At 36.5% G+C, this 25,567-nt stretch carries 24 protein-coding genes; all 24 read right to left on the reverse strand.

Features of this window, described 5'->3' with window-relative positions; all coding sequences use genetic code 11:
• Positions 1-64 precede the first annotated feature (64 nt).
• On the reverse strand, positions 65-3,604 hold the full coding sequence (nifJ, locus tag ACYSNW_RS13245) for a pyruvate:ferredoxin (flavodoxin) oxidoreductase (protein WP_461745227.1): 3,540 nt from the start codon (positions 3,602-3,604) through the stop codon (positions 65-67).
• A 22-nt stretch (positions 3,605-3,626) separates the two neighbouring features.
• Positions 3,627-5,054 carry an NADPH-dependent glutamate synthase gene (gene gltA / locus ACYSNW_RS13250; RefSeq protein WP_461745229.1) on the reverse strand — a complete coding sequence of 476 codons (1,428 nt, stop codon included), beginning with the start codon at positions 5,052-5,054 and terminating at the stop codon, positions 3,627-3,629.
• Positions 5,047-5,886: a sulfide/dihydroorotate dehydrogenase-like FAD/NAD-binding protein gene (locus tag ACYSNW_RS13255; protein WP_461745231.1), complete on the reverse strand. Its 840-nt coding sequence runs from the start codon at positions 5,884-5,886 to the stop codon at positions 5,047-5,049. Before ACYSNW_RS13255 ends, gltA begins: the two co-directional genes overlap by 8 nt.
• Before the next feature lie 59 nt (positions 5,887-5,945).
• Complete coding sequence (locus ACYSNW_RS13260) at positions 5,946-6,389, reverse strand: flavodoxin (protein ID WP_461745233.1); 444 nt, start codon at positions 6,387-6,389, stop codon at positions 5,946-5,948.
• 275 nt (positions 6,390-6,664) lie between these two features.
• Entirely contained in the window at positions 6,665-7,495 is an 831-nt protein-coding gene (gene yqeB, locus ACYSNW_RS13265) for a selenium-dependent molybdenum cofactor biosynthesis protein YqeB (protein WP_461745234.1), read from the reverse strand.
• Complete coding sequence (gene yqeC / locus ACYSNW_RS13270) at positions 7,483-8,211, reverse strand: selenium cofactor biosynthesis protein YqeC (protein WP_461745236.1); 729 nt, start codon at positions 8,209-8,211, stop codon at positions 7,483-7,485. The genes yqeB and yqeC overlap by 13 nt, the downstream gene beginning before the upstream one ends.
• Complete coding sequence (locus ACYSNW_RS13275) at positions 8,199-8,456, reverse strand: DUF3343 domain-containing protein (protein ID WP_461745238.1); 258 nt, start codon at positions 8,454-8,456, stop codon at positions 8,199-8,201. Before ACYSNW_RS13275 ends, yqeC begins: the two co-directional genes overlap by 13 nt.
• Positions 8,457-8,474: 18 nt before the next feature.
• Complete coding sequence (gene yedF, locus ACYSNW_RS13280) at positions 8,475-9,065, reverse strand: sulfurtransferase-like selenium metabolism protein YedF (protein WP_461745240.1); 591 nt, start codon at positions 9,063-9,065, stop codon at positions 8,475-8,477.
• A 15-nt stretch (positions 9,066-9,080) separates the two neighbouring features.
• Positions 9,081-10,103 (reverse strand): selenide, water dikinase SelD, encoded by a 1,023-nt coding sequence (selD, locus tag ACYSNW_RS13285; RefSeq protein WP_461745242.1) that lies wholly within the window; start codon positions 10,101-10,103, stop codon positions 9,081-9,083.
• Between the two features lie 22 nt (positions 10,104-10,125).
• Positions 10,126-11,277 carry a selenocysteine lyase SclA gene (gene sclA, locus ACYSNW_RS13290; protein WP_461745244.1) on the reverse strand — a complete coding sequence of 384 codons (1,152 nt, stop codon included), beginning with the start codon at positions 11,275-11,277 and terminating at the stop codon, positions 10,126-10,128.
• Complete coding sequence (locus ACYSNW_RS13295) at positions 11,274-11,876, reverse strand: NTP transferase domain-containing protein (protein WP_461745246.1); 603 nt, start codon at positions 11,874-11,876, stop codon at positions 11,274-11,276. The genes sclA and ACYSNW_RS13295 overlap by 4 nt, the downstream gene beginning before the upstream one ends.
• A gap of 276 nt (positions 11,877-12,152) precedes the next feature.
• Positions 12,153-14,729 (reverse strand): selenium-dependent xanthine dehydrogenase, encoded by a 2,577-nt coding sequence (xdh, locus tag ACYSNW_RS13300; RefSeq protein WP_461745247.1) that lies wholly within the window; start codon positions 14,727-14,729, stop codon positions 12,153-12,155.
• Positions 14,730-14,831: 102 nt separating this feature from the next.
• Positions 14,832-15,587, reverse strand: a complete 756-nt coding sequence (locus ACYSNW_RS13305) for an acyl-CoA dehydratase activase (RefSeq protein ID WP_461745249.1) — start codon at positions 15,585-15,587, stop codon at positions 14,832-14,834.
• A gap of 4 nt (positions 15,588-15,591) precedes the next feature.
• Positions 15,592-16,758 (reverse strand): double-cubane-cluster-containing anaerobic reductase, encoded by a 1,167-nt coding sequence (locus ACYSNW_RS13310; protein WP_461745251.1) that lies wholly within the window; start codon positions 16,756-16,758, stop codon positions 15,592-15,594.
• 22 nt (positions 16,759-16,780) lie between these two features.
• Positions 16,781-17,884, reverse strand: a complete 1,104-nt coding sequence (locus ACYSNW_RS13315) for an ABC transporter substrate-binding protein (RefSeq protein ID WP_461745253.1) — start codon at positions 17,882-17,884, stop codon at positions 16,781-16,783.
• Positions 17,885-17,888: 4 nt separating this feature from the next.
• Positions 17,889-18,623, reverse strand: a complete 735-nt coding sequence (locus tag ACYSNW_RS13320) for a Rossmann-like domain-containing protein (RefSeq protein ID WP_461745255.1) — start codon at positions 18,621-18,623, stop codon at positions 17,889-17,891.
• 14 nt (positions 18,624-18,637) lie between these two features.
• Positions 18,638-19,417, reverse strand: coding sequence for an ABC transporter ATP-binding protein (locus tag ACYSNW_RS13325; protein WP_461745257.1), 780 nt, complete (start codon positions 19,415-19,417; stop codon positions 18,638-18,640).
• Positions 19,418-19,429: 12 nt separating this feature from the next.
• The gene (locus ACYSNW_RS13330) at positions 19,430-20,461 is read right to left on the reverse strand and encodes a FecCD family ABC transporter permease (protein ID WP_461745258.1); all 1,032 of its coding nucleotides are present in this window, start codon (positions 20,459-20,461) and stop codon (positions 19,430-19,432) included.
• A 23-nt stretch (positions 20,462-20,484) separates the two neighbouring features.
• A complete protein-coding gene (gene xdhC / locus ACYSNW_RS13335) occupies positions 20,485-21,495 on the reverse strand; it encodes a xanthine dehydrogenase accessory protein XdhC (RefSeq protein WP_461745260.1) in 1,011 nt (336 codons plus the stop codon).
• Positions 21,492-21,866: a winged helix-turn-helix domain-containing protein gene (locus ACYSNW_RS13340; protein WP_461745262.1), complete on the reverse strand. Its 375-nt coding sequence runs from the start codon at positions 21,864-21,866 to the stop codon at positions 21,492-21,494. The genes xdhC and ACYSNW_RS13340 overlap by 4 nt, the downstream gene beginning before the upstream one ends.
• Positions 21,867-21,934: 68 nt before the next feature.
• Entirely contained in the window at positions 21,935-22,519 is a 585-nt protein-coding gene (locus ACYSNW_RS13345) for a nucleoside-triphosphatase (protein WP_461745264.1), read from the reverse strand.
• A 170-nt stretch (positions 22,520-22,689) separates the two neighbouring features.
• On the reverse strand, positions 22,690-24,009 hold the full coding sequence (locus tag ACYSNW_RS13350; protein WP_461745266.1) for a nucleobase:cation symporter-2 family protein: 1,320 nt from the start codon (positions 24,007-24,009) through the stop codon (positions 22,690-22,692).
• Between the two features lie 98 nt (positions 24,010-24,107).
• Positions 24,108-24,488 carry a RidA family protein gene (locus ACYSNW_RS13355; protein ID WP_461745268.1) on the reverse strand — a complete coding sequence of 127 codons (381 nt, stop codon included), beginning with the start codon at positions 24,486-24,488 and terminating at the stop codon, positions 24,108-24,110.
• A gap of 34 nt (positions 24,489-24,522) precedes the next feature.
• On the reverse strand, positions 24,523-25,461 hold the full coding sequence (arcC, locus tag ACYSNW_RS13360) for a carbamate kinase (protein WP_461745271.1): 939 nt from the start codon (positions 25,459-25,461) through the stop codon (positions 24,523-24,525).
• Positions 25,462-25,567 lie beyond the last annotated feature (106 nt).

Raw genomic sequence — 25,567 nt, forward strand, 5'->3', positions numbered from 1 at the left:
AGAAGCAAAATGTAACGCACTGACTTTCTATTTACTTGTCAAAAAATCGGTTTATTTTCAATGATTATTTTTTTATTTGTCCAACAAGATTTCCATAGTTCCCCGAACGATTTTCTGCATCTTCTTTAGTTTTCGTTAACAAATCTTCAACGATTTCTTGGTCATCTTTGATTGTATGCAGTGCAGAGAAACGTGTTTGTTTTTCAAGGAAATCGCGCATTTTAGTAAAGTCTGCTTTCTTATAATCAATAACCATCGGATCTTTACCTTTTTCGATCAACAATGGATTATAGCGATACAATTGCCAGTATCCTGAAGTAACTGCTTCTTTCGCCAAAGCTAATGTTTCACTCATACCACCCTTGATTCCATGATTAATACATGGTGCGTATGCAATAATGATTGATGGCCCTGGATAACGTTCGGCCTCGTCAATCGCTTTGATTGTTTGCATTGAATTAGCGCCCAAAGCGATTTGAGCCACATAGACATTGCCATATGTCATCGCAATCATTCCTAAATCTTTTTTGGACGTTTGTTTTCCACCTGCGGAGAATTTTGCAATAGCTGCAGCAGGTGTTGCTTTAGAAGTTTGTCCACCAGTATTTGCATAGACTTCATTATCCATAACAAAGATATTCACATCAGCTCCACTCGCTAAAACATGATCAATTCCGCTAAACCCAATATCATAAGCCCAGCCATCACCACCAACAATCCACTGACTTGTTTTGACAAGAAGATCACTTTGTTGATAGATTTTTTGCAATAGAGGATCATTTTTAGCTTCCTCATTTAACGCTGCGGCTAATTTTGTCGCACGTTGTTGAGTTCCATCCCCTTCTGAATAGTGAGCGAGCCAATCTTGAAGTAGTGCTTGAAGTTCCTCTGAACCCAATTTTTTATCAATAGCTTCTTGAACCTGATCCGCAACATATTGTCGTTTCGTTTGATTTGCAATATACATACCATAGCCATATTCCGCATTATCTTCAAATAAGGAATTACTCCAAGCGGGTCCTTGTCCACATTCGTTTGTCGTATAAGGCGTAACAGGTGATGATCCGCCCCAAATCGATGAACATCCTGTTGCATTTGCAATCATCATGCGATCACCAAATAATTGCGTAATCAACTTAACATATGGTGTTTCACCACATCCTTCACAGGCACCAGAAAATTCCATTAATGGTTGATTAAATTGTGAGCCTTTGACTGACAATTTTTTAACTGGATTTACTTTCTGCTGCAAGGTCATAGCAAAAGCCCAATTAACTGCTTGTTCTTTTTGCTCTTCATAAGGTTTCATCAGGATAGCTTTTTCTTTTGCAGGACAAGCTTGCACACATAGTCCGCAACCCGTACAATCTTCCAATGAAACTTGAATACGATACATCAAGCCATCAGCCCCACGCATTTCTCTTGCAACAAAGCCTTCTGGTGCTTCTTTCATTTCATTTTCATCAATCAAAAATGGTCGAATCGCAGCATGAGGACAAACAAATGCACATTCATTACACATTGTACATTTATCTATTTGCCATTCAGGGACTTCTAAAGCAATTCCCCGTTTTTCAAACGCAGCCGTTCCCATCGGCATTTCACCAGTTTTCATGCCATTATTGATTAAATCACCAACAGTAAGCTCATTTCCTTCTTGACGATTGATTGGTTGCAGAATATTTGCAACATAATCTGGCAATGTCGAATCTATTTTTTCAGGCTCGACCTTAATTGTTGCCCACTCAGCAGGTACTTCAACTTTTTGTAAGGAAGCAAATGTTCCATCTATCGCCTTGTAATTCCGTTCAACAATTTCCATTGATTTTTTACCATATGTTTTTTGAACTTCAGCTTTTAACAAAGGTAAATATTGATCTCGCGTCATTAAATCAGTCACTTCAAAGAAAGCAGTTGACATTACGGTATTAATTCGACGCCCCAAGCCAACTTCACGAGCTAATTCTACCGCATTAATTATATAAAATTGAATATTATGTTCAGCGATATATTTTTTTAGGTTTGCTGGTAATAGGCGGTACACTTTTTCTTTATCCCAAATTGTATTTAGTAGGAAAACTCCACCATCTTTCAAACCTTTAAGCAGATCATACTTATGAATATAAGAAGCATTGTGACAAGCAATAAAATCGGCTTTTTCTACTAAATAAGTCGAAGTAATTGGCTCTTCTCCAAATCGCAAATGAGAGACAGTTAATCCTCCAGATTTTTTAGAATCATAACTGAAGTAAGCTTGTGCATATAAATCAGTATTATCACCAATAATCTTAATTGCTTGTTTATTGGCACCCACCGTTCCATCTGAACCAAAGCCCCAGAATTTTGCCTGGAAAGTAGATGGTGCTGTTAAATCCAAAACCTCTCCTTGTGGTAATGACTGATAGGTTACATCATCAACTATTCCAATTGTAAAGCGTTGTTTCAAGTCAGTAAACGGTAATAATAAATGATCGTAGACAGCTTTAATTTGATTAGGTGTTACATCTTTTGACCCTAATCCATATCGTCCGCCAATAACAATTGGGCGATTTTCATGTTGATAAAGAACACTTTGAACATCTAAAAGCAATGGTTCGCCATCCGATCCTGATTCTTTTGTCCGGTCCAAAACGGCAACTTTCTCAACAGTTTTTGGCAATTTTGATAATAAGTTTTCTTTTGGAAATGGACGATATAAATGAATATTGATGAAGCCAACTTTTCGACCCTGTTCATTTAAATAATCCACGGTTTGCATAATAACTGGTGAAGCAGATCCCATCGAAATAATCACTTCTGTTGCATCTTCTGCTCCATAATAATCGGTTAAATCATAGTTTGTTCCTCTTAAATCATTGATTTGTTGCATATATTTTTGTACAATCATCGGCATCGCTTCATAATTTGCATTCACTGTTTCTCTTTGTTGGAAGTGAATATCTGGATTTTGAGCTGTTCCTGAAACAGTTGGATGATTTGGATTCATCCCTCTCTGACGAAAACGAGCTACCGCTTCTTGATCAACCATGTTTTTTAAATCGTCATAATCCAACACTTCGATTTTTTGTAGTTCATGACTGGTTCTAAATCCATCAAAAAAGTTTACAAACGGAATGCTTCCCTCAATACTTGCTAGATGTGCAACCGCTGATAAATCCATGACTTCTTGAACACTAGATTCTGCTAACATACAAAATCCGGTTTGACGCGCAGCCATCACATCACCATGATCACCAAAAATACTTAAAGCACTTGTTGTGATTGCTCTAGCCGCAACATGAAAGACTGCTGGTAAAAGTTCTCCCGCAATTTTATACATATTCGGAATCATTAAAAGTAAACCTTGTGAAGCAGTATAAGTCGTTGTCAAAGCACCCGTTTTTAATGAGCCATGAACCACTCCTGCTGCGCCTGCTTCTGATTGCATTTCAATCACTTGAACTTTTTGACCATAAATATTTTTCAGTCCATTTTCAGCCCACTCATCAACTAATTCTGCCATAGTCGAACTAGGTGTAATTGGATAAATCGCTGCTACTTCTGTAAAAGCATAGGAAATATAGGCAGCCGCTGTATTCCCATCCATTGTTTTTGTTTTTTTCATTTGTTCCACCTTTTATCCTTTATCAAACTTTTGTTGTTACAGACATTTGTTTATTTTCTTGAACATATTTATCCATTTGAACAGCAGCTACTTTCCCCGCACCCATTGCTAAAATAACTGTTGCAGCACCAGTCACGATATCTCCACCTGCAAAAACACCAGGAATCGATGTTTCTCCTGTTTTTGGATTCGCTTCAATATACCCCCATTTATTTAGCTCAAGTTCTGGGAAAGTGGATAATAGTACTTTATTTGATCCTTGACCAATGGCTTCAATCACTGTGTCAGCTTCAATAATAAATTCACTATTTTCAATTGGAACAGGACGCCGTCGACCAGATTCATCTGGTTCACCAAGTTCCATTTGTATACATTTAACACCTGCCAATTCACCGTTTCCATTATTTAAATATTCAATTGGATTCGTTAACCAATGATAGTTGATATCTTCTTCAACAGAATGATGATATTCTTCAATTCGAGCAGGCAATTCTTCTAATGAACGTCGATAAACAATACTGACATTTTCTGCACCCATACGTTTCGCTGAACGCGCAGCATCCATCGCCACATTTCCTCCACCGATGACGACAACATTCTTAGATTGTTTGATTGGTGTGTCATAATTAGGAAATTCATAGCTGTGCATTAAATTGATTCTCGTTAAATACTCGCTGGAGGAATAAACACCGTTCAAGGATGTTCCAGGAATTCCCATAAAGTTTGGCGCACCAGCACCTACAGAAATATAACAAGCATCAAACTCTGTCATTATTTCATCCATTGTAATCGTTTTACCAATTACAACATTCGTTTCAATTTTTACCCCGAGCGCTTCAATACTCTCAATTTCTTTTTTCACGATTCTTTTAGGCAATCGAAATTCAGGAATTCCATAGGTTAAGACACCGCCAGCATCGTGCAGTGCTTCAAAAATCGTAACATCATAATTCATTTTTGCTAAATCGCCAGCAACAGTTAAACCCGAAGGTCCTGAACCAATTACAGCGATTTTACCGATTGTTGGTCGATCACTAGACACCAAGGATGAAAAATCTTGATTTTCTAGCGCCCAATCTGCAACTAAACGTTCTAATTTCCCAATGGCAACTGGTTCGAAGTTCTTCGCCATACCTAATTTACAAACTTCTTCACATTGTTTTTCTTGTGGACAAACGCGACCACAAATAGCTGGAAGATTACTGTACTTACCTAAAACATCTGCTGCTTCTTGCATGTTTCCTTCTTTGATTGCTAGGATAAATCCTGGAATATCAATCATTACAGGACAATTCGCAATACAAGGCGCATTTTTACATTGAAGACAACGAGTGGCTTCTGCTTGTCCTTCTTCTAACGTATAACCTAGACAAACTTCTTCAAAATTCGTTTTACGAATTGCTGGACTTTGTTCTGCAATGGGTGTTTTTGTTCTACTTTTTCTAGCCATTCGTTGTCACCTGCGCTTTTTCATAATCTGCTAAACATGTCTCTTCTTCTGCTTTATATTGTTTCATTCGGTTGATAAATTCATCCCAATCGACTTCTGTGCCTTTAAACTCAGGACCATCAACGCAAGCAAATTTAATACTATCGGCAATAGTCACTCGACAACCGCCACACATACCAGTTCCATCAATCATGATTGGGTTTAAAGAAACAAAAATCGGCACATCATGTTTAGAAGCTGTTAACGTACAAAATTTCATCATTATACTTGGACCAATTGCCCAACTACAATTAACGGATTCTCTTGCAATTACTTGCTCCATAGCTTCAGTAACTAGACCTTTCATCCCTAAAGAACCATCATCTGTAGTAATGATTAATTCATCTGAATATTGACGACATTCTTCTTGCAAAATAACTAGATCTGCGGTTTTGGCACCAAGAATCGTAATGACTCGGTTCCCCGCTTTTTTTAATCCTTTGACAATTGGGAAAATCGCTGCAATTCCAACACCACCGCCTACAATCATTACCGTTCCATAATTTTCAATTTCAGTTGGCATTCCAAGAGGGCCGCTGAGATCCATCAGAGCATCCCCAGTTTTTAATTTAGATAACGCCGCTGTTGTTTTCCCGATTACTTGAAAAATTAGACGAATAAATCCGTTCTCTGAATCTACATCAGCAATAGTCAAAGGAATACGCTCACCAACTTCATTCATTCTTAAAATAACAAACTGACCTGGTTCTGCTTTTGCCGCAATACGAGGCGCTTCAATCCAAAAATCAAATTCATTTTCTGAAAGCTGCGCATTTTTAATTATTTTATACATATGTTTTACCATTGATAAATGGTTTTTTCACCTTTCCTTCTTTATAGAATCTACAAAGATTATAAATTAGCTGTTAGTTCAGTGACGAATTTTTTCAACGCTTCAACATCTTCGTCTTCTGCATTGTTTTCAATTTCTACTGTTTCGGCTACTTTTTTAGCCCCTGATTTTTCTAAAGCTTCCACAAAATCATGTGCTGATTTACAGAATAAATCCCCATACTCACGATCTCCTGAGCCAACCACGCCGAAAATTTTTCCAGCAAGGTCTTTTTCTTCTAGTTCATCAAAAAAATCTTCAAATTCAAATGGCAACTCACCATCACCATACGTATAGGTAGCAATAACACAGGCATCAGCATCATCAAAGAAGTCCACATCTACTTCTGAACACTCTTCTCTTTCTACATCGAAACCAGCTTCTTGAACTGTACTTTCTAAAATTTCTGAAATTTCTTCAGTATTTCCTGTCATACTTGCATAAACGATTTTTACTAAAGCCATATTACTCATCCTCCAATTTTTATATAATTTAATTTTAAAGTACAAAAGTAATAGTAAACCCTTTCATTTCTTCTATACTTAAATAGCAAAAATATGTAATTCATTTATAGTTGTTAAAAAAGAACTAAAACGCTTTCTTTCCAGAGAACAGAAAGAGGTAAAAACTTCACTTATACTATACCATAAATCAACTTTTTATACCAATATTTTTTAGGTAAAAAAAATATTTTTTAGATTCGTTTTTTTCAATAAAATTAATCCTTTTTACGTACTATCTATAATAATTTTTTTTGAATTCCTACCTGAAAAATAGCCTCTAAAACTGATCCTCCCAATGCCCGAGCTTTATCAGAAATCGTCAAAATATCGACTTCTTCAACTGATCTTGGATCAACATCTGCACATTTCAATCCTTTTTTGCATTTAATTTGATCGGAAATCAACCCACGAAGAACGCCATTTAAAGGTGAGCAAACAGGCTCGTCACCAACATAAAATAGAAGGTCTCCCTTTTTAACGACTGATCCGATTTCCTGAATATGTTTGACTTGACCTGAACTTGGTGCGTGAATCACACGTTCTGCACTTTTCCCGCCAATTTCACCAGGAATTCCGGTATTTGGAATCGCGGATCCTTTAAAATAAAGACGACCTAAGTAATGACCACGCATCGTTTCAATCACAACATCAACATCTTTCGCAGCAGTAAAGCCTGGGCCCAGTGCAATGGTAATTGGCGCCATCGCCTTTACTGTGCCTAAATTCCGTTTCGCTAAAATTGCATCAACAAGTACGAGTGGCTTCAAAGTAGCCAAACAACTAGCTTCTGGATCAACTAAAATAGGCAGAAAACCATTTTCCCAGCAAGAAGAGCATTCATTTGGAGAAGTGATTAAGACTGCTTTCATATCTTCAACTTGCTGTTCCTTTTGAAAAACGGCATTGCATAGGGAAACTGTCCGTCTTATGGCCAAAGGTTGTACAGTTTCTAAAATAATTACCTTAAAGCCAGCATGATAAAGTTTTTGAATGACACCGGTTGCTAAATCTCCGCCTCCACGAACAGCAACAATTATTTCTGAAAGTGCTGTTGCTACTTTTCCCATAAAACCACTCCTTTTTCTAAATGAACACTACAAGCTATTATTTTTGTTAGACGATTGACTATTTTAGCAGGTAATAACTCGACAATCTTTTTGGCCTGCTTTAATTGAACTTGCGTCTCCACTTGGTTGATACATAAAATTTGTTGCCCACAACTTTTGGCCCAAAGACCTTTAGAACTTGAAATAATTGCTGCTAGTGTTTTTTCTTGAATCATATCCCCTTGATGAGCTTCTACAGCTTCTAAAAAAAGCGGCAACCGATGAATACTAGTCTGATCGATTGCTCTTCCCAAAACAGAAATCGGAAGTATACCAATTGTGATTGTTGTTTCAGGAAGTACCACTGGTTCAAATGTATCCCAGCCTTTAAGCGGCAACTGCTTTGATCCATCAGCTTCCAAAAAAATCTTATCAAAGCGTGGAAAGGCTTGTTGAATGGTTTCAGAGGGTGCGCTTAATTTATTACCGTCATTTATACAAATCCCAGCTAAAGTTATTCCTTGACCGTCCATTCCAATCTGCTCAAAATTTTTACCATAAAAAAAATCATAAAGTGATTGCTTTGGATAACCAATTTTAGTAGTGGTGCTGACCAAAACCGATTCTTGTCGAAAAGCGTTTGCCAAATACCACATCAAGCTTGTTTTACCACCACTTCCAATCAAAGAAATGATTTCTTTGTCCTGAAATCCGAAACAATCAATCAAATTTTCCATGGTACATAGTTTCTCCTTTCGTTATCTTCTGTAATCATAAATATCCCTTCGATTGGTATTTTTTCCTTAATCAGCAAATCCCTTCCTTTGTTAAAATCTCTTTCTTCCAATCTTAAACAAATACCGCAAAAATTACCGAGACTCGTCGGCAGAGGCATCACTGAAACGGGAATCTGTTGCTCAAGTAAAACTTTCTCACTATGAACCGCATAATGAGTATTTTGAAAAGTTAAAAGATATTCCATTTTGGACACCTCACCCATTTATAAATTGATTACTTTTTTGGCTTGTGCCATAGCTTCGGTGATTCCAAACATATTGGTTATTTCCCCAATCGCCAACGTTTCTTTGATTTGGTAGAAATCAAGGCACGCACCACAAGTACTAATTTGTGTTCCTTTTTCTTGTAATCTTTTCAAATCTTTCAATGCAGCAGAACCTTGATTCGTTAGAAACGCTCCACTATTAAAAAATAGTAAATGCTCTGGTGGTGTATCTAACTCAGTTAATGAATAAATGTAACTTTTTAACAACATTTCACTTAAGGATGGATCACCTTCACCCATTGTTTTTTTTCCAAAAGCAATGACTAATTCACGATCATCTCCTTGAGACTTAAATTCGCGGAAATTTTTTGGTACTTGAAGCTCAACTTGAAAAGTTTCGTCATCCAGTTGCTGATTGCTACTTTTCAACCCCAGACCACTAGCCATTTTTTCAATATTTTTAACTGCAACATCATTATCTATCTGAATTTCGATAATTCCGCCAATTATTTCAAGCTCACGAATCGCTTTTTTGGCTTCAATTACAGGAATTGGACATGGTTTTCCTATTGCATTAATCTTTTTCATCCGATTACCTCTCTCTCATAGAATAATTAGTGGCTGATTATTTGTTCTTTCGCAAACCTCACCAATAATCATAGCAACTGGATCCGCTTTTTGAATTGCTTTCAGACATTCTTCCGCTTCCTCTGCTGTAACACTAATTAATAAGCCGCCAGAAGTTTGCGGATCAAATAAAAGCTCTTGCATAGCAGGTTTAATCATTGATAAATCAATTTTATTTGCCATGAATTGACGATTCCTCTGTCCTGCGGCAGTTGCTAAAAATTCGGTTGCATAACGATAAGCTTCTGGCAAAATCGGTAACTGATCCGTATCGATTACTAAAGTAACTTTCGTATTTGCCATTTCACTTGCATGGACCAGTAAGCCAAATCCAGTGACATCTGTACAAGCATGCACGGAAAAATCACGCATATTTTCTGCCGCATACTTATTCAAACGTTCCATTGATTGAATTGCCGCTTTTTCTGCCATAGTCGTAGCCACTTGTCCTCTTACTGCGGCTTGAACTAAACCAACACCCAATGCTTTAGTTAAAATCAGGATATCTCCGACTTTTGCCGTATTATTATGAATGATTTTATTAGGAGCTACTTTTCCTGTTACAGATAGGCCATACTTTGGCTCATGATCATAGATGGAATGTCCGCCTGCTAAGGAGGCTTGCGCTTCTTTTAGTTTTTCCGCTCCACCAAGTAACATCTCAGCTAAAAATTCTTTCGGCATTTTTTCAGGAAAACAAACTAGATTTAAGGCAAAAAGAACCTCTCCTCCCATCGCATAAATATCGCTCATCGCATTCGCTGCAGCAATTCGACCAAAAGTTTTAGGATCTTCTACCATTGGTGAGAAAAAATCTACTGTTGAAATCAATGCTATTTCTTCTGATACTTGATAGATAGCTGCATCATCAGAGCCATCAAAGCCTACCAATAGACGTTCATCTGAAAATGTTGGTAAATTAGTTAAAAAACCAACTAATTCATTGGGACCAATTTTCGCTCCGCAACCTCCTGAAGTACATTGTGATAGAAACTCCATTAACATTCTCCTTTACGTTTCATTATAATCTCAAAATTTCTTCTAATGCAGCTAAAGTATAGTCGATTTCCTCTGCCGTTGTTTCCCAGCCAAAACTAAAACGAACCGCTCCTGTTTCTAGTGTACCTGCAGTTTCATGAGCTAATGGAGAACAATGCAGGCCTGCTCTGGTGATAATTTGAAAGCGAACAGCTAATTCTTGAGCTAATTCGCCTGAATCTATCTGGGGCGCAAAGATTGAAACGACTGGAACTGATTTTTCAGCATCTTGCGTTCCTAAAACTTTTACTGGTAATTTTTTTAGTCCAGTCAAAAATCTAGCCGTCAAAAAACGTTCATGATTCAGGATTTTTTCTAAACCAATCGCTTGAATCGCTTGAATCGAACTTTTCAAACTAATAATTCCCAACATATTTAACGTTCCAGCTTCGAATTTATCTGGTAAAAGTGATGGTTGTTCAAAAGATTGCGAAGCACTGCCGGTTCCGCCAGTCAACCAAGGATCAATTTTCTCTTCAACACCGTCACCTAAAATGAACCCGCCAATTCCAGTGATTCCCATCAAGCTTTTATGTCCAGTAAAAGTTAATACATCAATTGACATTGCCTGTAAATCAATTGGCAATATTCCTGCGGTTTGAGCGCTGTCCAATACAGTGATTAGTCCATATTTTTTAGCCTGTTCAAAACTTTTTTTGATAGGTAATATCGTTCCTAAAACATTCGAAGCATGAGTCATTACCAATACTTTTGTTTCTGGTTTTATCGCCTGTTCAATTTGCTTTGGATCAAAACTTCCATCTTTAGCACAGACTAAACGAGTTACTGCAACTTTTTTTTCTTTCTCTAGTAAATGTAAAGGCCGGTTGACAGCATTATGTTCGACCATTGTTGTCAACACACGATCTCCTGATTTTAGTAAACCATTTAAAACCATATTCAGAGACATTGTTGCATTTAACGTAAAAATTACATGAGCAGGATCTGGTGCATGAAAAAAATCAGCTATTGATTGACGTGCCTCAAACAGCATTCGTTGTTCTTCAATTCCATTAACACTCCGGTTCATATTACAGGAGTTATTTGCTTGTAAATACGCGCATAATTCAATAATCGTTCCTTCGAATTTATGATTTGAAGTAGCAGCATGATTTAAATAAATCGGCTTTTTCATGATTTCCCTCTCATTGACTTTCTTTTAGTTTTAGCTATCAACTCTTGATAGGCAATTGGCGTGTCAATATCTACCAAGCGCTCTGGTTCCTTTATCTTTATTTGACGCCAAGTTTCTGGATGTCTATTTCGGACTTCCCGACCTCCAGCAGCGCCAGTAACTTGAAGCAATTCATTTCGGAATCGTTTCCCAAAATAAATTGGACTGCTCGGCTTCCCATCACTAGTAACAGGAAAAACAATATTGTCTGAAGTATAAGTTGTAACTAATGGTGAAAATAGCGGAGCATTTAGTCTTGGCTGATCCACTGTTAAATATAAATACCCATCCCCAGAAGCAACTTGAGTGCCTAAACGGACACTCGCGCTCTGACCGAGATGTGCCTCATGATTAAGTACCAACTTAACCCCTTTAGGTAGCGAAACTGTTTCAACATTTTCAGGAGAAATAACCAAAATTCGTTCAAAAAAAGCAAGTTCTTTTGTCAAATCTAATATATGATCCAGAAAATTTTTCCCTTGATAATCAAGCAACAATTTATTGGTACCCATTCGTTTTGAAGTACCAGAAGCCATAATAATCGCACTAACATTTACCATAGAAACAACTCCTTTTTTTAGAGGATTTTATTTAAAATAAAGTATGCCAAAAACATTCTTCCTTCAAAATATATTAAAATAGCTTAGTAATTAATCAAATTTCAGTTATTGCAAACTATGCAACAACTGAAATCCTTGGCAATTCTTCAATTTTAGTGCAATAAAATAATCTTAATCACAAATAAAAAGTGACATTAAAGCTTAATTCTCCTTGTCCTAAATAACATTTAGCTTGAATAACATTTAGTTCAAGGAGAGATTATCTATCAGAAATAACTATTTTTTCTTTTTTTGATAAAACGTATCTTCCATTGGTAATGTCGGGCGTAGTTTGCCATCTAGTGCATAATAAGCACCTGCTAAAGCCGGTGCAGTTGGAATCGTTGCTAGCTCTCCTACTCCTTTGATTCCATAAGCTAACCCATCATGGATATTGTCAGCTTGCACAAAAATTGTTTCGATTGGTGGGACTTGAACCGCATTTAACAGTCCTAACGTAGCATATTTCGCTTTTACATAACCTTGATCCATAGCAAATTTTTCGGTCAGAGCATAGCCCATCCCCATCACAATTCCGCCTTCGATTTGGCCTTCCGCCGCTTTAGGATTGACGACTTGTCCCATATCATAAGCAGCGACAAATTTTTCGACTTTTCCTTTTCCATCTAAAATCGCAACTTCAGAGGCATAGCCGTATCCTGCATGACTAACAGGATTTTTCTTATCATTAATTAAAGGATCAGTAATCGCTGAATATTCACCATAAAATTCTTCACCTTCTAAGTCAGCTAGTGGACGACCCATGTCTAACTCATAACGTAATTTCATCGCTGCTCTGCGAGTAGCTTCTCCCGTAAATAACGATTGACGTGATGCAGTCGTTGTCCCAGAATCAGGTGTTCGACGAGTATCTGGTGCTTCAGCAATAATCATTTCTGGTGGTAAATTCAATGTCTCACAGGCAATTTGTGTCGTTACAGTCGCCATGCCTTGACCAATACAAGCAGCACTAGTTCTCACATGTATTTTTCCTTTTTCCACAGAAACTATACAACGCCCAATATCAGATAATCCTACTCCAATCCCACTATTTTTAAAGAAACAAGAAATTCCCGCTACATCCGCAGTTTCATAGGCTTCTTTTACAGCTAATAAAGTTTCTTTAAGAGCTGCATTATTAGAGACTATCTGTCCATTTGGCAATGAATCACCTGGTGCTACCGCATTTTTATAGCGGATTTCCCATTGCGAAATGCCCACTTTTTCAGCTAATAAGTTCAGATTATTTTCGATCGCAAATGCGGTTTGACAAACACCAAACCCACGGAATGCACCAGCTGGCGGATTATTTGTATACACTGCGAAACCTTCTACATCAATATTTTGATATTTATATGGACCAGCAGCATGAGTACAAGCACGTTGCAAAACAGGTCCACCCAGCGAAGCATAAGCACCTGTATCAGAATAAATCACAGCTTTCATAGCTGTTAAATTGCCTTCAGCATCACACCCTGTAGTAAAGTCCATTTCCATCCCATGTCGCTTCGGATGAATCATTAAACTTTCTTGACGACTTAATAATACTTTGACTGGTTTCTGTAAACACCAAGCAGCGAGAGAAGCATGGTGTTGCACACTCATGTCTTCTTTTCCGCCAAAACCGCCACCAACTAATTTAGACTGAACATGAACTTTCTCTTGTTCGACGCCTAACATGCGAGCAACTTCACGCTGTTCATCATAAATACTTTGCCCTCCACTATAAAGCAAGATACCATCTTCACCTTCTGGCATCGCAATAGCACATTCTGGTTCCATAAAGGCATGTTCATTAATCGGGACAGAATAATGATGAGTTACTACATGCGCCGATGCCGCTAATTGCTCTTCAGCATTTCCACGCGTAAGATGTTCGTGCGACAAAATATTTCCTTTTTCATGAATTAAAGGAGCGCCTTCTGCCATTGCTTCTTCACAAGTTAATAGTGGTGTCAACTCTTCATATTCAACTTCAACTAACTCTTTTATTTCTTCTAAAGATTCTTTCGTTGTAGAAACAGGCAAGGCAATCGCATCACCTACATAACGAGTAATTTCTCCTTCTGGAATCATTACATCCCAATCGGAAATAAATGCTAAATGACCAATTTTATTATTTCCTGGTACATCTTTAGCCGTCAAAACTGCCACACAGTCAGGATGCTCTAATGCTTTAGCCGTATTAATTTTTATCACTTTTGCTCGTGGATACTGGCTACGAACTGCTGAAGCATGAAGTAACCCTTCCATCGTCACATCATCCACATAAATTCCGGTACCAAGGGTTTTTTCAATCGCATCCACTCGTTTAAAATCTTCTCCAAGTTTTCCATTCGAATGTTCTTCCGGAATGCTCAACTCTTCACGAAACATTTTAGCCGCTAATTGAATCGCTTCGATGATTTTTACATAACCAGTACAGCGACAGATATTACCTCTAATTGCTTTACGAACCTCTTCATCACTCGGCTCCGCTTTTTTATTTAGCAAACCTTGTGCCGAAATCACGATTCCTGGTATACAATAACCACATTGAACCGCTCCTGTTTTCGCGAAAGCATAGGCATAAACATCTTTTTGTCTTTGATCCAGGCCTTCAATCGTAACAACTTCTTTTCCATCAAGCTTTTCCAAGTTAAATAAACACGCTTTGGAAACCCTTCCATTAATCAACACAGAACAAGCACCGCAAGAGCCCTGATTACAGCCGTCTTTTGTTCCAGTCAAATGTAAATCCTCTCGCAAAAAATCCATCAATTTTTTATTTGTACTACAGGTTTCAGTTTTACCATTTACTACTAATGAATACATTTTCCTTTACACCTCAATTTCTATTATAGATATAGTTTTTTATCACTATAATTATAACACAAATTGTTAGACTAAAAATTATTTTTTAGCAAAAAAATAATTTTATTTATTTCTTTGTAAACCAATCTTAGCAGCTCCAATTGCTCCAGCATATTGAGAAAATTCTTTATCATAGTAAACAGGCATTTTACTATCCATTGAAATCAATTCTGCTAAAGTTTCACTATGAGATAAACCACCTGAAAAAAAGATTGACCCAGTAGTTGAGTTAACTTGTCTTAATTGATTGCTAATGCGACTAGCAATAGAGTGCAATACACCTAAAGCAATATCTGCTCTTTCTGCCCCTTTTCCAATCAAACTAACTACCTCAGATTCCGCAAAAACTGTACACATACTATTAATTTTAATTGGAGTAGCTCCCGCAACAAAGTCATCAATTCTTGTAAGATCTTCCCCCAAAGTACGCATCAATACTTCAACAAAACGACCTGTACCAGCTGCACATTTATCATTCATCTTAAAATCAACAACTTTGTTATACTTGTCAATACGAATCACTTTACTATCTTGTCCACCGATATCAACAATATATTGGATATTTTCGTGTAAAAAAACAGCTCCTTTGGCATGGCAAGTGATTTCCGTCACTACTTTATCTGCAGTTAATAACCTACGCCCGTAACCAGTGGCAACTACATACGTATCTTCTTGTCTCCCAAGCGCAGTAAAAATCGTTTCCGCTGCTTTTTTTGGATCTCCTAAAGTCAAAACGATTTTTTTCGACTTCAGCTTACCTTTCTCAAAAAGAACGCCTTTTGTTGTTGTTGAACCACTATCTAAACCAATCACTCTCATCTCCTTATTCCTCCAACATCTCAATAAAAGCCGTAACACGTGTATTGATTTGCTCAATATCGGCAGTTGAATAATCTGTTTCTAAATAAAGGTACGCAACTTCTTTTTCTTCTTGGCAAAACCGTTTAACTTTTAATGATTCGATTGAATAAGGATGACAGGACTGTAAAACCATATCTAAAACACCATCCACTTCATACTCATCAATCATTTGGTCAAGTAATTCAAAACGACTTGAATTATTTGCCATGCAAGCACAACCAATATCGATATATTTTTCAGCTAACGCTTCGTAAACATCTTCTTTCTCTTCATCTACTAATCGTTCGACCGCTTTTGCTACGGTACAATTCTCAAAACCAACAATTATTCCACCATTTTCTTCAACTGCTCGAATGACTTTTTCAGTAACGCCGCCCATTGGTGATCCAGTAATCAAAATACGCGGTTTCCGTTCTAATTGCGACTTGTCTAACTCAGTAGCTTGTTTTAAAACCAGTTGTGTAGTGTCTTTTAGTTTTTGAATCAAAGCTACTTTATCAAATGTATAGTTCGTACCATACATCACTTTAAAGATTTCAGAGCCTTCAATGATTGAAGGTTTTAGTTTTCCAAGGCCATAAAAGTTTTTTCTAGCTTCTCGTTCTTGATTTTTGATACAAATCGCTTCACGAATTTGTTGTTCAGTAATCGTCACGTTAAGAAAAGATTCTAATTTTTCTTTAAAGCGAATAATTTCATCTTTCCATAAGTCAAAAGCCGCTTTTGAGTTCCGCATATTTGGTAATTGCATTAAATATAAGGACTTAAATTCTTCCATATATTCATACATTTTTTTCTTTCCATCACAAGTTGTTTCACCCACAACCAAATCAGAAAAATAGAAAAAAGGACACTTGTCGGTCTTACCAAATCCGTAACTTGATTTAATCAAGGGACAAAGATTTCTAGGTAAATCTTCTTCTGCAGCCGCAATTGTCTCATCTGAGGTAGAACAAAGACTGATTTGAACCGCATTCGCTGCTAAAACAAGTTCCTCTGGCATAAAAGTACAGTAAACGCCAATCACAGGAATCCCTTTCTCTTTCAATTGTTTGACTTGAATAAAGCCTTGTCGTCTTGCTTCATCAAATTCTGAAAAAATTTCTGGAAGTTCTGTTTTTATTTCCAAATTGACTCACCCCTTCTACCTTTTATTGAGCATTTTCCAATACATTAGCAATTTGTTCAGACGTTGGTTTGACATGATAAAATAGTTCATAAAATTTTTCTACCGATTTTTCAGTATCTAATTGATATTTTTCAGGATAAACCAATTGTCCTAACCATTGAATCCCGATTATTTGATTGACTGATGGAGGTGTGCCCATAAAATTGTATGGCGCTGTTGGAACTTTATAAACTTTTCTGTCCTTAACTGCAGTTAATTCTTTCCAAGAGTCATCCGTTGTGATCAGCTCATAAAGATCTTTTGTTTCAGCTACAATGTAATCAGGCTGCCATTGAATTAACTGTTCCATAGAAATCACAGTTCCACCACCTTTTGAAGTGATTTCAACACCTGACGCAGCATTCTTAGCGCCGATTTGATCGATCACTTGTGCATGAAAAGAGCCTGCTGCATTAGTATTTAATCCAGCATTTCCTGAAGCATAATAAATACTTTTTTGTTCAGATTCTTTTAGTTCATTTCGAACAGTTTCGGCTTGAGTCAATACTTTTTCACAATATGCACTTAATTGATCCGTTTGGCTCGTATCGCCAAGTAATTCGCCAATTTTTTCATACGTTTCAGGCATATCACTTAAATTCGCTTCAATAAAAACAGTAGGAATATCAAGTTGCTCTTGTAACTTATCCATATCTTCCTTGACTGTTTTTTTCGCTTCACCAATATCAATAACAACATCTGGAGCAGCAACACTCAACGCTTCCATATTTAAATTAGCTTTCTTTCCATAAAATTGACCAAATTCTGGTAATTTTTGATATTTCTCTTCAATAAATGGTTTCGCATTTTTAGAAAATGGTCCTGCCAAGCCAACCAATAAATCTGGGGAACTAGTATATAAAACCAATTGCGCTGTTGATCCTGATGGCGCAATTTTCGTGATTTTATTATGAATTTCAACTTCTCTTCCAGCCGAATCAGTAAATATTCGCGTGGCTTTTTTTTCCTCTGAGCTAGTTGTCTGATTGGTTTGACTGTCAGCAGTTTGATTGTCTTTTTCACCACACCCTACCAGTATCAATAAAACTAGCCCAATTCCCAATAACAAGTTTACTTTTTTTCTCATTCATCTACACCCTTTCTTTTTCAATCATAACTGAATCACCATACTTACTAAGTGGTAAACTGCCTGTTTCTTTTTTTGCTTGTAATTTGTTTAATGAATCGTGATAAATTGTTCCTGCTAACGTATCAATTCCATGATTGAATAAACAATTACTCAATGGACAACTTGATCCAACCAACACTGTTTTGGCATTTTGAGAAAGTTCTAGCAAACGAGGCAAGGTTTTATTAACCAAAGTTGAGCCTGTAATAAAAACAAGCTCCATCTGTGGCAACAAAAACTCACATGCACTGGCTGGATAATCTCCTTTTCGTGGTTCCAATTCAAAAATACTGATTGTTTTACTCAATTCTGGATAACGATCCACAAAAGGGAAATGACCGATCATACCGATTTTTTTTTGATTTGGTTCGTCCAATAATTGAGCAAAAGCATCCTTAAAACGAATTCTTTCAGCTGAAAAACTTTCATTTATTTTTTGTTTTTGATTAAAATAACTATTAATTGCCGCTAAACCCAAACTAGCTTTTTCGAAATCCCACGATTTGATAAACGCAGCTACATCTTGCAATTGCATATTTTGGTACGATTCAAGAAGTGCTTCTTGCGGATTAAATTTCATTGCTGTTCCGATATTTCCTCCACTAACTACAAAAGTCCAGCGATTAGTTTGTGAAATGTCTGAAATTTTGATTTGAGTTGGAATGGCTTCTATTAACTCATCATACAACTTCCACATAATGACCTCTCTTTCTAGTCAATCTCAATTTTTTTAGGCAAACAAACCGACTGTCCTGCCTTAGTTAACTCATAAATCGTGATTGGTACACAATAAATTTCTTCTAGTCGCTCTTCTGTCAATACTTCTCTGGGCGCTCCTTGACCAACCAATTTTCCTTCCTTAAGAATCAATACTTGATCAGCATATTGTAACGCGTGATTGGGATCGTGTGTTGCTTGAATAATCAAATAACCTTGCTCACATAATTTTTGAATCATTTCCAAAATCATGATTTGGTTTCCATAATCTAAATTGGCACATGGCTCATCCATGATAATAATTTGACTTTGTTGCGCAATCGAACGAGCAATAATCACCAATTGTTGTTCTCCACCACTAATTTCAGAAAAAAGTTTATCTCTTAAATTGGTAATATTTAATTGCTCTAGAGCTGCTTCTACAAGCTCATATTCTGCTGGTCCAGGTTGCTGATAAGTTTTCAAACGAGAAGTTGTTCCCATTAAAACCATTTCAAAAACAGTAAATTGAAGATGTCCTGTTTGTTTTTGCGGAATATAAGCAATCAGCTGAGATAGTTGCTTTCGCGAATAAGTTTGGAGCTCTTGGCCATCAATCATAATTTTGCCAGCAGTTGGTTTTAAAAGTTGTAATAAACATTTAAACAAGGTACTTTTCCCTACACCATTTTTTCCTAACAAACAAACTGATTGTCCTGCGTGTAACTCAAAAGAAAGATCCTTTAAAATCATTTCTTTTTTATACGAAAAAGCTAAATTCGTCACTTGCAACATGCTTACTTCCTCCTATTTATTCTTAATAGAACGATTATTTTTAGCAATCAAAACCACAAAAATCGGTGCTCCAATAAAAGAGGTCAAAATACCAATAGGAATTTCACTAGTCGTAATCAACCGTGAAAGATCATCGACAAACAATAAAAAAGTTCCACCCAAAATCGCTGTTATCGGGATACTATAACGATGGTCATTCCCAATCAATAAGCGTGAAAAATGTGGAACAATCAAACCGACCCAACCAATCAATCCAGTAATCGATACTGCGGTTGCGGTAATCAACGTTGCTGCTGCAATCAAAGCCACGCGCAATCGTTGACTATTAATTCCCAAACTTAACGCTGCTTCTTCTCCCAAAGAAAGAACATTTAAACGCCATCTTAAAAGAAAAATCGGAATCATGCCTACTAAAATCAACGGTACAGAAAAACGAAGATCTTGCATTTTTATTGATGATAAACTTCCCATTAACCAATAAGTAATTGCAGGTAATGTATTCGTTGGGTCACCAACTAATTTCAAAAATGAAACAGCTGAAGAAAATAGCGAACCAATCATCATCCCAATCAGTACTAACGTTAAAATAGAAGAATTCCGTAAAAACTTATTGATCAATAAAACAGTCCCTACAGCTAGCAACCCAAAAACAAAGGAAAACAAAATGACTTGCTCATATTTCAAAGCAAAGAATAAACCAATCGCTGCTCCAAAGGCAGCTCCTTGTGAGGCTCCTAAAATATCTTGTGAAACCATCGGATTTTGAAATAATGCTTGGTAGGTCGCACCGGCAACTGAAATACCACTACCAATAACAACTGCCATAATGATTCTTGGAAAACGAATTTTAAATAAAATCGTTTCAATTTGAGTGCTCCAAGTCTGTTCTATTGGGATAAATTTATTCAACACCGCACGAAAAAAATCACTAATTGGGATAGGGTATTTGCCCAAGAAAAAAGAAAGAATGAAAACAAGCAAAAATAGACTGATTGTTCCTAAAAAAATTATATTTTTCTGTTTACTCATTGCTTGCTTTTTCATGGTATCCGCTCCTAATACTGAATTTATTTTTCTGCACGTTTGATAATCAATTCTCCTGCAACACTAATTGCAAGCTCTGCTGGGGTTTCAGCCCTAATTTTCAATCCAATTGGCATATTAATCCGCTCGATTTCCGTCATTTTAAAACCACATTCTTTTAACCGTTCAATCTGTACCGCTACTTTTCGTTTACTCCCCATCACACCAATATAATAAAATTGCGTCGCTAATATTTGTCTGGCTAATTCAAAATCAAATTGATGTCCTCTTGTCATAATCACCGCATAATCATTTTCTGTTAGCTGAATCACCTCATCAATGCTTTTCAAATCAGCGACGATAAACTGATCCGCATCTGGAAAATACTTAGTGGTCAATAACTCAGTTCGATCATCGACTACGACACAATAAAAGTCTAATCGTTTCAAAACAGGAACTAATGCTTGTGCTACATGTCCACCACCAAAAATATAAACTTTCCCAATTTTCAAAAGAGCTTCAATAACAAATTGTCGTCCATTAACTGAAGCACTAGAAATCCCCTCAGTAAAATTAGCGTCTTGTAAAAAAATTAAATCAGCTCCGTAAAAACCCTCTTCTCGAGTGTAAATACACAGAATATTAGTTAACTGCTCACCGATTTCTGAAATCAACCAACATTGCTGATTCGCTGAATTGTATTCTAAAATTTTTTTACAAACCTCAGCTATTGCCTTATCTTCGTAAGAAAGATATTGAAAAAGCACTTCAACATTCCCCCCACATATCATGCCTAAATCAGCAATGTCATTAGGTGCTAGAATAAACTTTTCTAACCTTGGTTGCTTCGTTTTCAGTACTTCTTTCGCTAATTGTTCAGAACGAAATTCAACTGCTCCGCCACCAATCGTCCCTGCAATTCGTCCATTTTCAGAAATTAACATACGAGCCCCTTCACTACGAGGGGTTGACCCAGCGCTTGAAATCACTGTAACCAAAACCGTATTTTGCTGCTCTTGAATAGATTTTTTTAACTGTTCAAAAATTTCTTTCATTCTTTTTCCTCCAATGATTTTAAGTCCTCACTGAAAATCTCATTAAACAATTGATTCGTAATATAATAGGTCTTTTTTTGAAAAAGTAAAAATTTAGCTGTCAATTGTTTTCCATCTTCTGTCACTTTCGAACCGCCACCGTTACTTCCCCCTACACTTTTATGAATTAGTGCAAAGCCTAATTCTTGCTCAGCTTTTTGAATAATCCGCCAAGCTTTGTTGTAAGACATCTTCATTTGTTTTGCTGCTGTATTCAACGAACCTGTTTGCGAAATTCTTTGAAGCAATTCCACAACTCCGGAACCAAAAAAAACACGGTTGGTTCGTAGTTTCAAATTAAGTGTATAGTTAAATTGTTCTTGATTCATCATAGTTTCCCCCTTGATAAACTACATCATTTTTCCGTTATACTTTTAAAAGATAACGGTGGTTAAAAAAATCAATGGCTTAAAAAATGGCGTATCTTATCTGCAATCTCTTGATGATTAAACTGATTCATTGTGATAATATCTCCATCTGATGCCACAATCGCATCTTTTAAACGTTGTCGTTGCTGACTAATTTTAATTTTTTCCAAAGAATTAATCCTTTGATTTTGATAATTTTTTTCTGATTTAAACACGCCAACGATTTTTTTTGGTTGTTTAAAAATCGCGTATAAATTTTCTGCGAAAGAATCTGATAACAACTCTATGCCGCCAATCTCATCTAAAAGAATCATCTTTTCAGAAGCACTAGCTTCTTGTAGTAACGTACAACCAAATCCAGTAAAAACACTTAGATTTCTTTTTTGTTCGCCTTCTTTATTTGCAATAAAACAATGTTCCTTTTTAGTTGAAATTTTATTTTTTACTAGAGATAATTCTGAAGCCGCTCTCAATTCAAAGGTAACAGTTTTTTTCTGTTGATCCATGATTCGCTGAACATAGAATCCGCTAACAGGTATTTTCATTTCTTTTAACAGTTGTTGAATTAATAAGGATTTTCCAACAAACTTATCTCCTTCTAAAAAAAAATTTTTCATTAGCCACTCCTCTACTTCCGCGTTCTACCTATAGAATAATAAGTTCGAAATCAACACGTCAAAAATAAAATATCAATTACGCGTTAAAAAAATTAAATTTTTTAAACTTGTTTGGTTTAGGATGAAACAAAAATTTTTTACTTTTGCCTCATCCTAAACCAATTTTTTATTTATTCCATTTTCACTTCATTTTTTTCTCTTAGTAATACATTCAAAATCACGGCTACAATCGTTGTTAAAATCACTTCAGAATTCCCAAAAATCGTCGTTACCCAAGGAGGAAAACCACTTAAGCTACCCGTTGACAAGGTCACTCCAATCCCAAAAGCTAGAGCAATTCCTACAACACCTGTATTTCTTGGCGTTAACTCTTGAGAAGAGATCATTCGAATACCTGTCATTGAAATCGATGCAAAAACAGAAATCGTTGCCCCGCCAATCACTGCAAAAGGAATTGTTGTCAAGATTGAAGCTACTTTTGGAACAAAACCAGCAATCAGCAAAATAGCTGCCGCAAAAACCATCACATATTTATTGATGACTCTAGTCACTGTTACTAGACCAACGTTTTGACCAAATGTTGCGACTGGAACTGAGCCGAAAAAGCTACCTACGAAATTAGAGAAACCGCTTCCCATAATACCACCTGAAAGTTCTTTATCTGTTGGTTCTCGATCCATTGCCCCAACTGTAGTGGCTGTAAATTGACCGATTGCTTGAACAGCATCAACAATAAACATGACCACCAATGTCAAAATCGGAACGATTTGAAAATCTAACCCAAAATAAAGTGGCTTAATTACCTGAAAAACAGCGGCTTCTTGAACTGGACCGAAATTAACCATCCCTAAAACTAAGGAAACTACATAACCAATAATCATTCCATTTAAAATCGAGGATAGTTTTAGAAATCCTTTTGAAAAATAATTAAAATAGAAAACCACTGCAAATGTCAGCATAGCTACTAGCCAATTTTGAGCTGAACCAAAATCAGAACTGCCTGCACCACCCGCCATATATTTGATGGCAACCGGAAACAAAGACAAACCAATACTCAATATTACTGTACCTGTAACTAACGGCGGAAATAATACACGAATTTTTTTGATTGATAAACCAACTAAAATAACTAAAATACTGCCGACCAATTGGGAACCAAATATTGCTGCTATACCGAAATCAGCACCAATTGCCATTAGAATTGGAACATACGCAAAACTAGCACCCATCATGACTGGTAAACGTGAACCAATTTTTCCAAAAATCGGGAAAAGCTGAATCAATGTTGCAATAGCTGAAAAAATAAGTGACGTTTGAATCATGATTGTTGTGTCTCCAGAATCTAAATTACAAACTTTCGCAATCATGATCCCAGGAGTAACAATCCCAACAACTGCTGCTACAACATGTTGTAACCCCATTGGAACAGCTTCTTTGATCGATAATTTGGCATCATAGTCAAACAATGCCTTTTCTTCTTTGACACTCATAGGCAAGTTTCCTTCTTTTCTTTTTATTTTAAAAAGGACTGCACTTATCGAGTCTTAAATTTCAGCAACCCTTTTTTGACCTAAAATCTTTTCAAAAATCAATTTTTGACTGCGATTGCTTCTATTTCAAATAGTCCATTTTTTGGTAATTCGCTCACTTCTACACAAGACCGAGCAGGAAGAGTTTTTACGAAGTATTTCCCATAAATATCATTTATTTTACCGAAATCAGACATATTTTGCAAAAAAACAGTTGTCTTTACAACATTTTCATAAGACATACCCGTTTCTTTTAAAATCGCTCCTAAATTTATTAAAGCTTGTTCTGCTTGTTGCTCAACCGTTTCTTTCATTTCACCACTTACAGGATCTAATCCAAGTTGGCCAGAAATATATTGTGTTTGTCCAGCTAAAACAGAATGAGAATACGGACCTACTGCGGCTGGTGCCTTGCTTGAATTAATCATTTGACTTGTCATCTACTTCACTCCTCCTAATTAATTACTCTTCGTACTATTGTTGAATCGTGGTTCCAGTTTTTCCAAGAATCCCATCTTTTGCTTTTTCTAACAAAGTAATCAATGTTTTACGCCCTGGTTTTGATTCAGCAAATTGAATCGCTGCCTCAACTTTTGGTAACATTGAACCTGGAGCAAATTGACCATCTTGTGCATACTGTTTCATTTCTTCGATAGTCACATTACTTAACTCTTTTTGTGTCGGTTTACCAAAATCAATACATACTTTTTCGACCGCAGTCAAAATAATCAATAAATCGGCATCTACTAATTCTGCCAATAATTCACTACAAAAATCTTTATCAATCACTGCTGCTGCACCACTTAAATGATTGCCTTCTTTGATAACAGGAATCCCACCACCGCCACAAGCAATAACTGACTGACCTGAATCAATCAACGATTTAATTGTATCGATTTCAATAATTTCTTTTGGTTTCGGTGAAGCGACAACTTGACGATAGCCACGACCAGAATCCTCAACAACTGTTATTTGTTTTTCTTTAACTAGTTGATCAGCTTCTTCTTTAGACATAAAACGTCCAATCGGTTTAGCTGGACGATCAAAGGCCGGATCTTTTGGATTTACGCCAACTTGAGTAATTACTGTTGCGACCGGCTGTTTAAGTGAACGGCTTAATAATTCTTCACGCAACGCATTTTGTAAATCATACCCAATATAACTTTGACTCATTGCTACACAAACAGACAAAGGAACTGTTGGGTATTTTTCTGGATTACTTAAAGAAAGTTCTTCCATCGCTAATTGAATCATTCCAACTTGAGGACCATTTCCGTGAGACAAAATCACTTCATATCCTGCTTCAATCAAATCAGCGATTGCTTTTGATGTTTCTTTAACCGCTGTCATTTGTTCTGTTAAATTATCGCCAAGGGCATTTCCCCCAAGAGCGACTACTACTCTTTTTACCATTCGATTATCCACCTTATTTTATAGATATTTTAGTAAAAGTAAGATGTTTTTCTTTCAATAAATTCTATCAATAATATAAAAAAACTGAATCATGCATGAAGCGAGC

The sequence above is a fragment of the Enterococcus sp. LJL99 genome, assembly GCF_054871725.1.

Excerpts from the sequence above, each read along its gene's own strand:
- nifJ (WP_461745227.1), bottom strand. The coding sequence starts at position 3,604 with ATGAAAAAAACAAAAACAATGGATGGGAATACAGCGGCTGCCTATATT.
- gltA (WP_461745229.1), bottom strand. The coding sequence starts at position 5,054 with ATGGCTAGAAAAAGTAGAACAAAAACACCCATTGCAGAACAAAGTCCA.
- ACYSNW_RS13255 (WP_461745231.1), bottom strand. The coding sequence starts at position 5,886 with ATGTATAAAATAATTAAAAATGCGCAGCTTTCAGAAAATGAATTTGAT.
- ACYSNW_RS13260 (WP_461745233.1), bottom strand. The coding sequence starts at position 6,389 with ATGGCTTTAGTAAAAATCGTTTATGCAAGTATGACAGGAAATACTGAA.
- yqeB (WP_461745234.1), bottom strand. The coding sequence starts at position 7,495 with ATGGGAAAAGTAGCAACAGCACTTTCAGAAATAATTGTTGCTGTTCGT.
- yqeC (WP_461745236.1), bottom strand. The coding sequence starts at position 8,211 with ATGGAAAATTTGATTGATTGTTTCGGATTTCAGGACAAAGAAATCATT.
- ACYSNW_RS13275 (WP_461745238.1), bottom strand. The coding sequence starts at position 8,456 with ATGGAATATCTTTTAACTTTTCAAAATACTCATTATGCGGTTCATAGT.
- yedF (WP_461745240.1), bottom strand. The coding sequence starts at position 9,065 with ATGAAAAAGATTAATGCAATAGGAAAACCATGTCCAATTCCTGTAATT.
- selD (WP_461745242.1), bottom strand. The coding sequence starts at position 10,103 with ATGGAGTTTCTATCACAATGTACTTCAGGAGGTTGCGGAGCGAAAATT.
- sclA (WP_461745244.1), bottom strand. The coding sequence starts at position 11,277 with ATGAAAAAGCCGATTTATTTAAATCATGCTGCTACTTCAAATCATAAA.
- ACYSNW_RS13295 (WP_461745246.1), bottom strand. The coding sequence starts at position 11,876 with ATGGTAAATGTTAGTGCGATTATTATGGCTTCTGGTACTTCAAAACGA.
- xdh (WP_461745247.1), bottom strand. The coding sequence starts at position 14,729 with ATGTATTCATTAGTAGTAAATGGTAAAACTGAAACCTGTAGTACAAAT.
- ACYSNW_RS13305 (WP_461745249.1), bottom strand. The coding sequence starts at position 15,587 with ATGAGAGTGATTGGTTTAGATAGTGGTTCAACAACAACAAAAGGCGTT.
- ACYSNW_RS13315 (WP_461745253.1), bottom strand. The coding sequence starts at position 17,884 with ATGAGAAAAAAAGTAAACTTGTTATTGGGAATTGGGCTAGTTTTATTG.
- ACYSNW_RS13320 (WP_461745255.1), bottom strand. The coding sequence starts at position 18,623 with ATGTGGAAGTTGTATGATGAGTTAATAGAAGCCATTCCAACTCAAATC.
- ACYSNW_RS13325 (WP_461745257.1), bottom strand. The coding sequence starts at position 19,417 with ATGTTGCAAGTGACGAATTTAGCTTTTTCGTATAAAAAAGAAATGATT.
- ACYSNW_RS13330 (WP_461745258.1), bottom strand. The coding sequence starts at position 20,461 with ATGAAAAAGCAAGCAATGAGTAAACAGAAAAATATAATTTTTTTAGGA.
- xdhC (WP_461745260.1), bottom strand. The coding sequence starts at position 21,495 with ATGAAAGAAATTTTTGAACAGTTAAAAAAATCTATTCAAGAGCAGCAA.
- ACYSNW_RS13340 (WP_461745262.1), bottom strand. The coding sequence starts at position 21,866 with ATGATGAATCAAGAACAATTTAACTATACACTTAATTTGAAACTACGA.
- ACYSNW_RS13345 (WP_461745264.1), bottom strand. The coding sequence starts at position 22,519 with ATGAAAAATTTTTTTTTAGAAGGAGATAAGTTTGTTGGAAAATCCTTA.
- ACYSNW_RS13350 (WP_461745266.1), bottom strand. The coding sequence starts at position 24,009 with ATGAGTGTCAAAGAAGAAAAGGCATTGTTTGACTATGATGCCAAATTA.
- ACYSNW_RS13355 (WP_461745268.1), bottom strand. The coding sequence starts at position 24,488 with ATGACAAGTCAAATGATTAATTCAAGCAAGGCACCAGCCGCAGTAGGT.
- arcC (WP_461745271.1), bottom strand. The coding sequence starts at position 25,461 with ATGGTAAAAAGAGTAGTAGTCGCTCTTGGGGGAAATGCCCTTGGCGAT.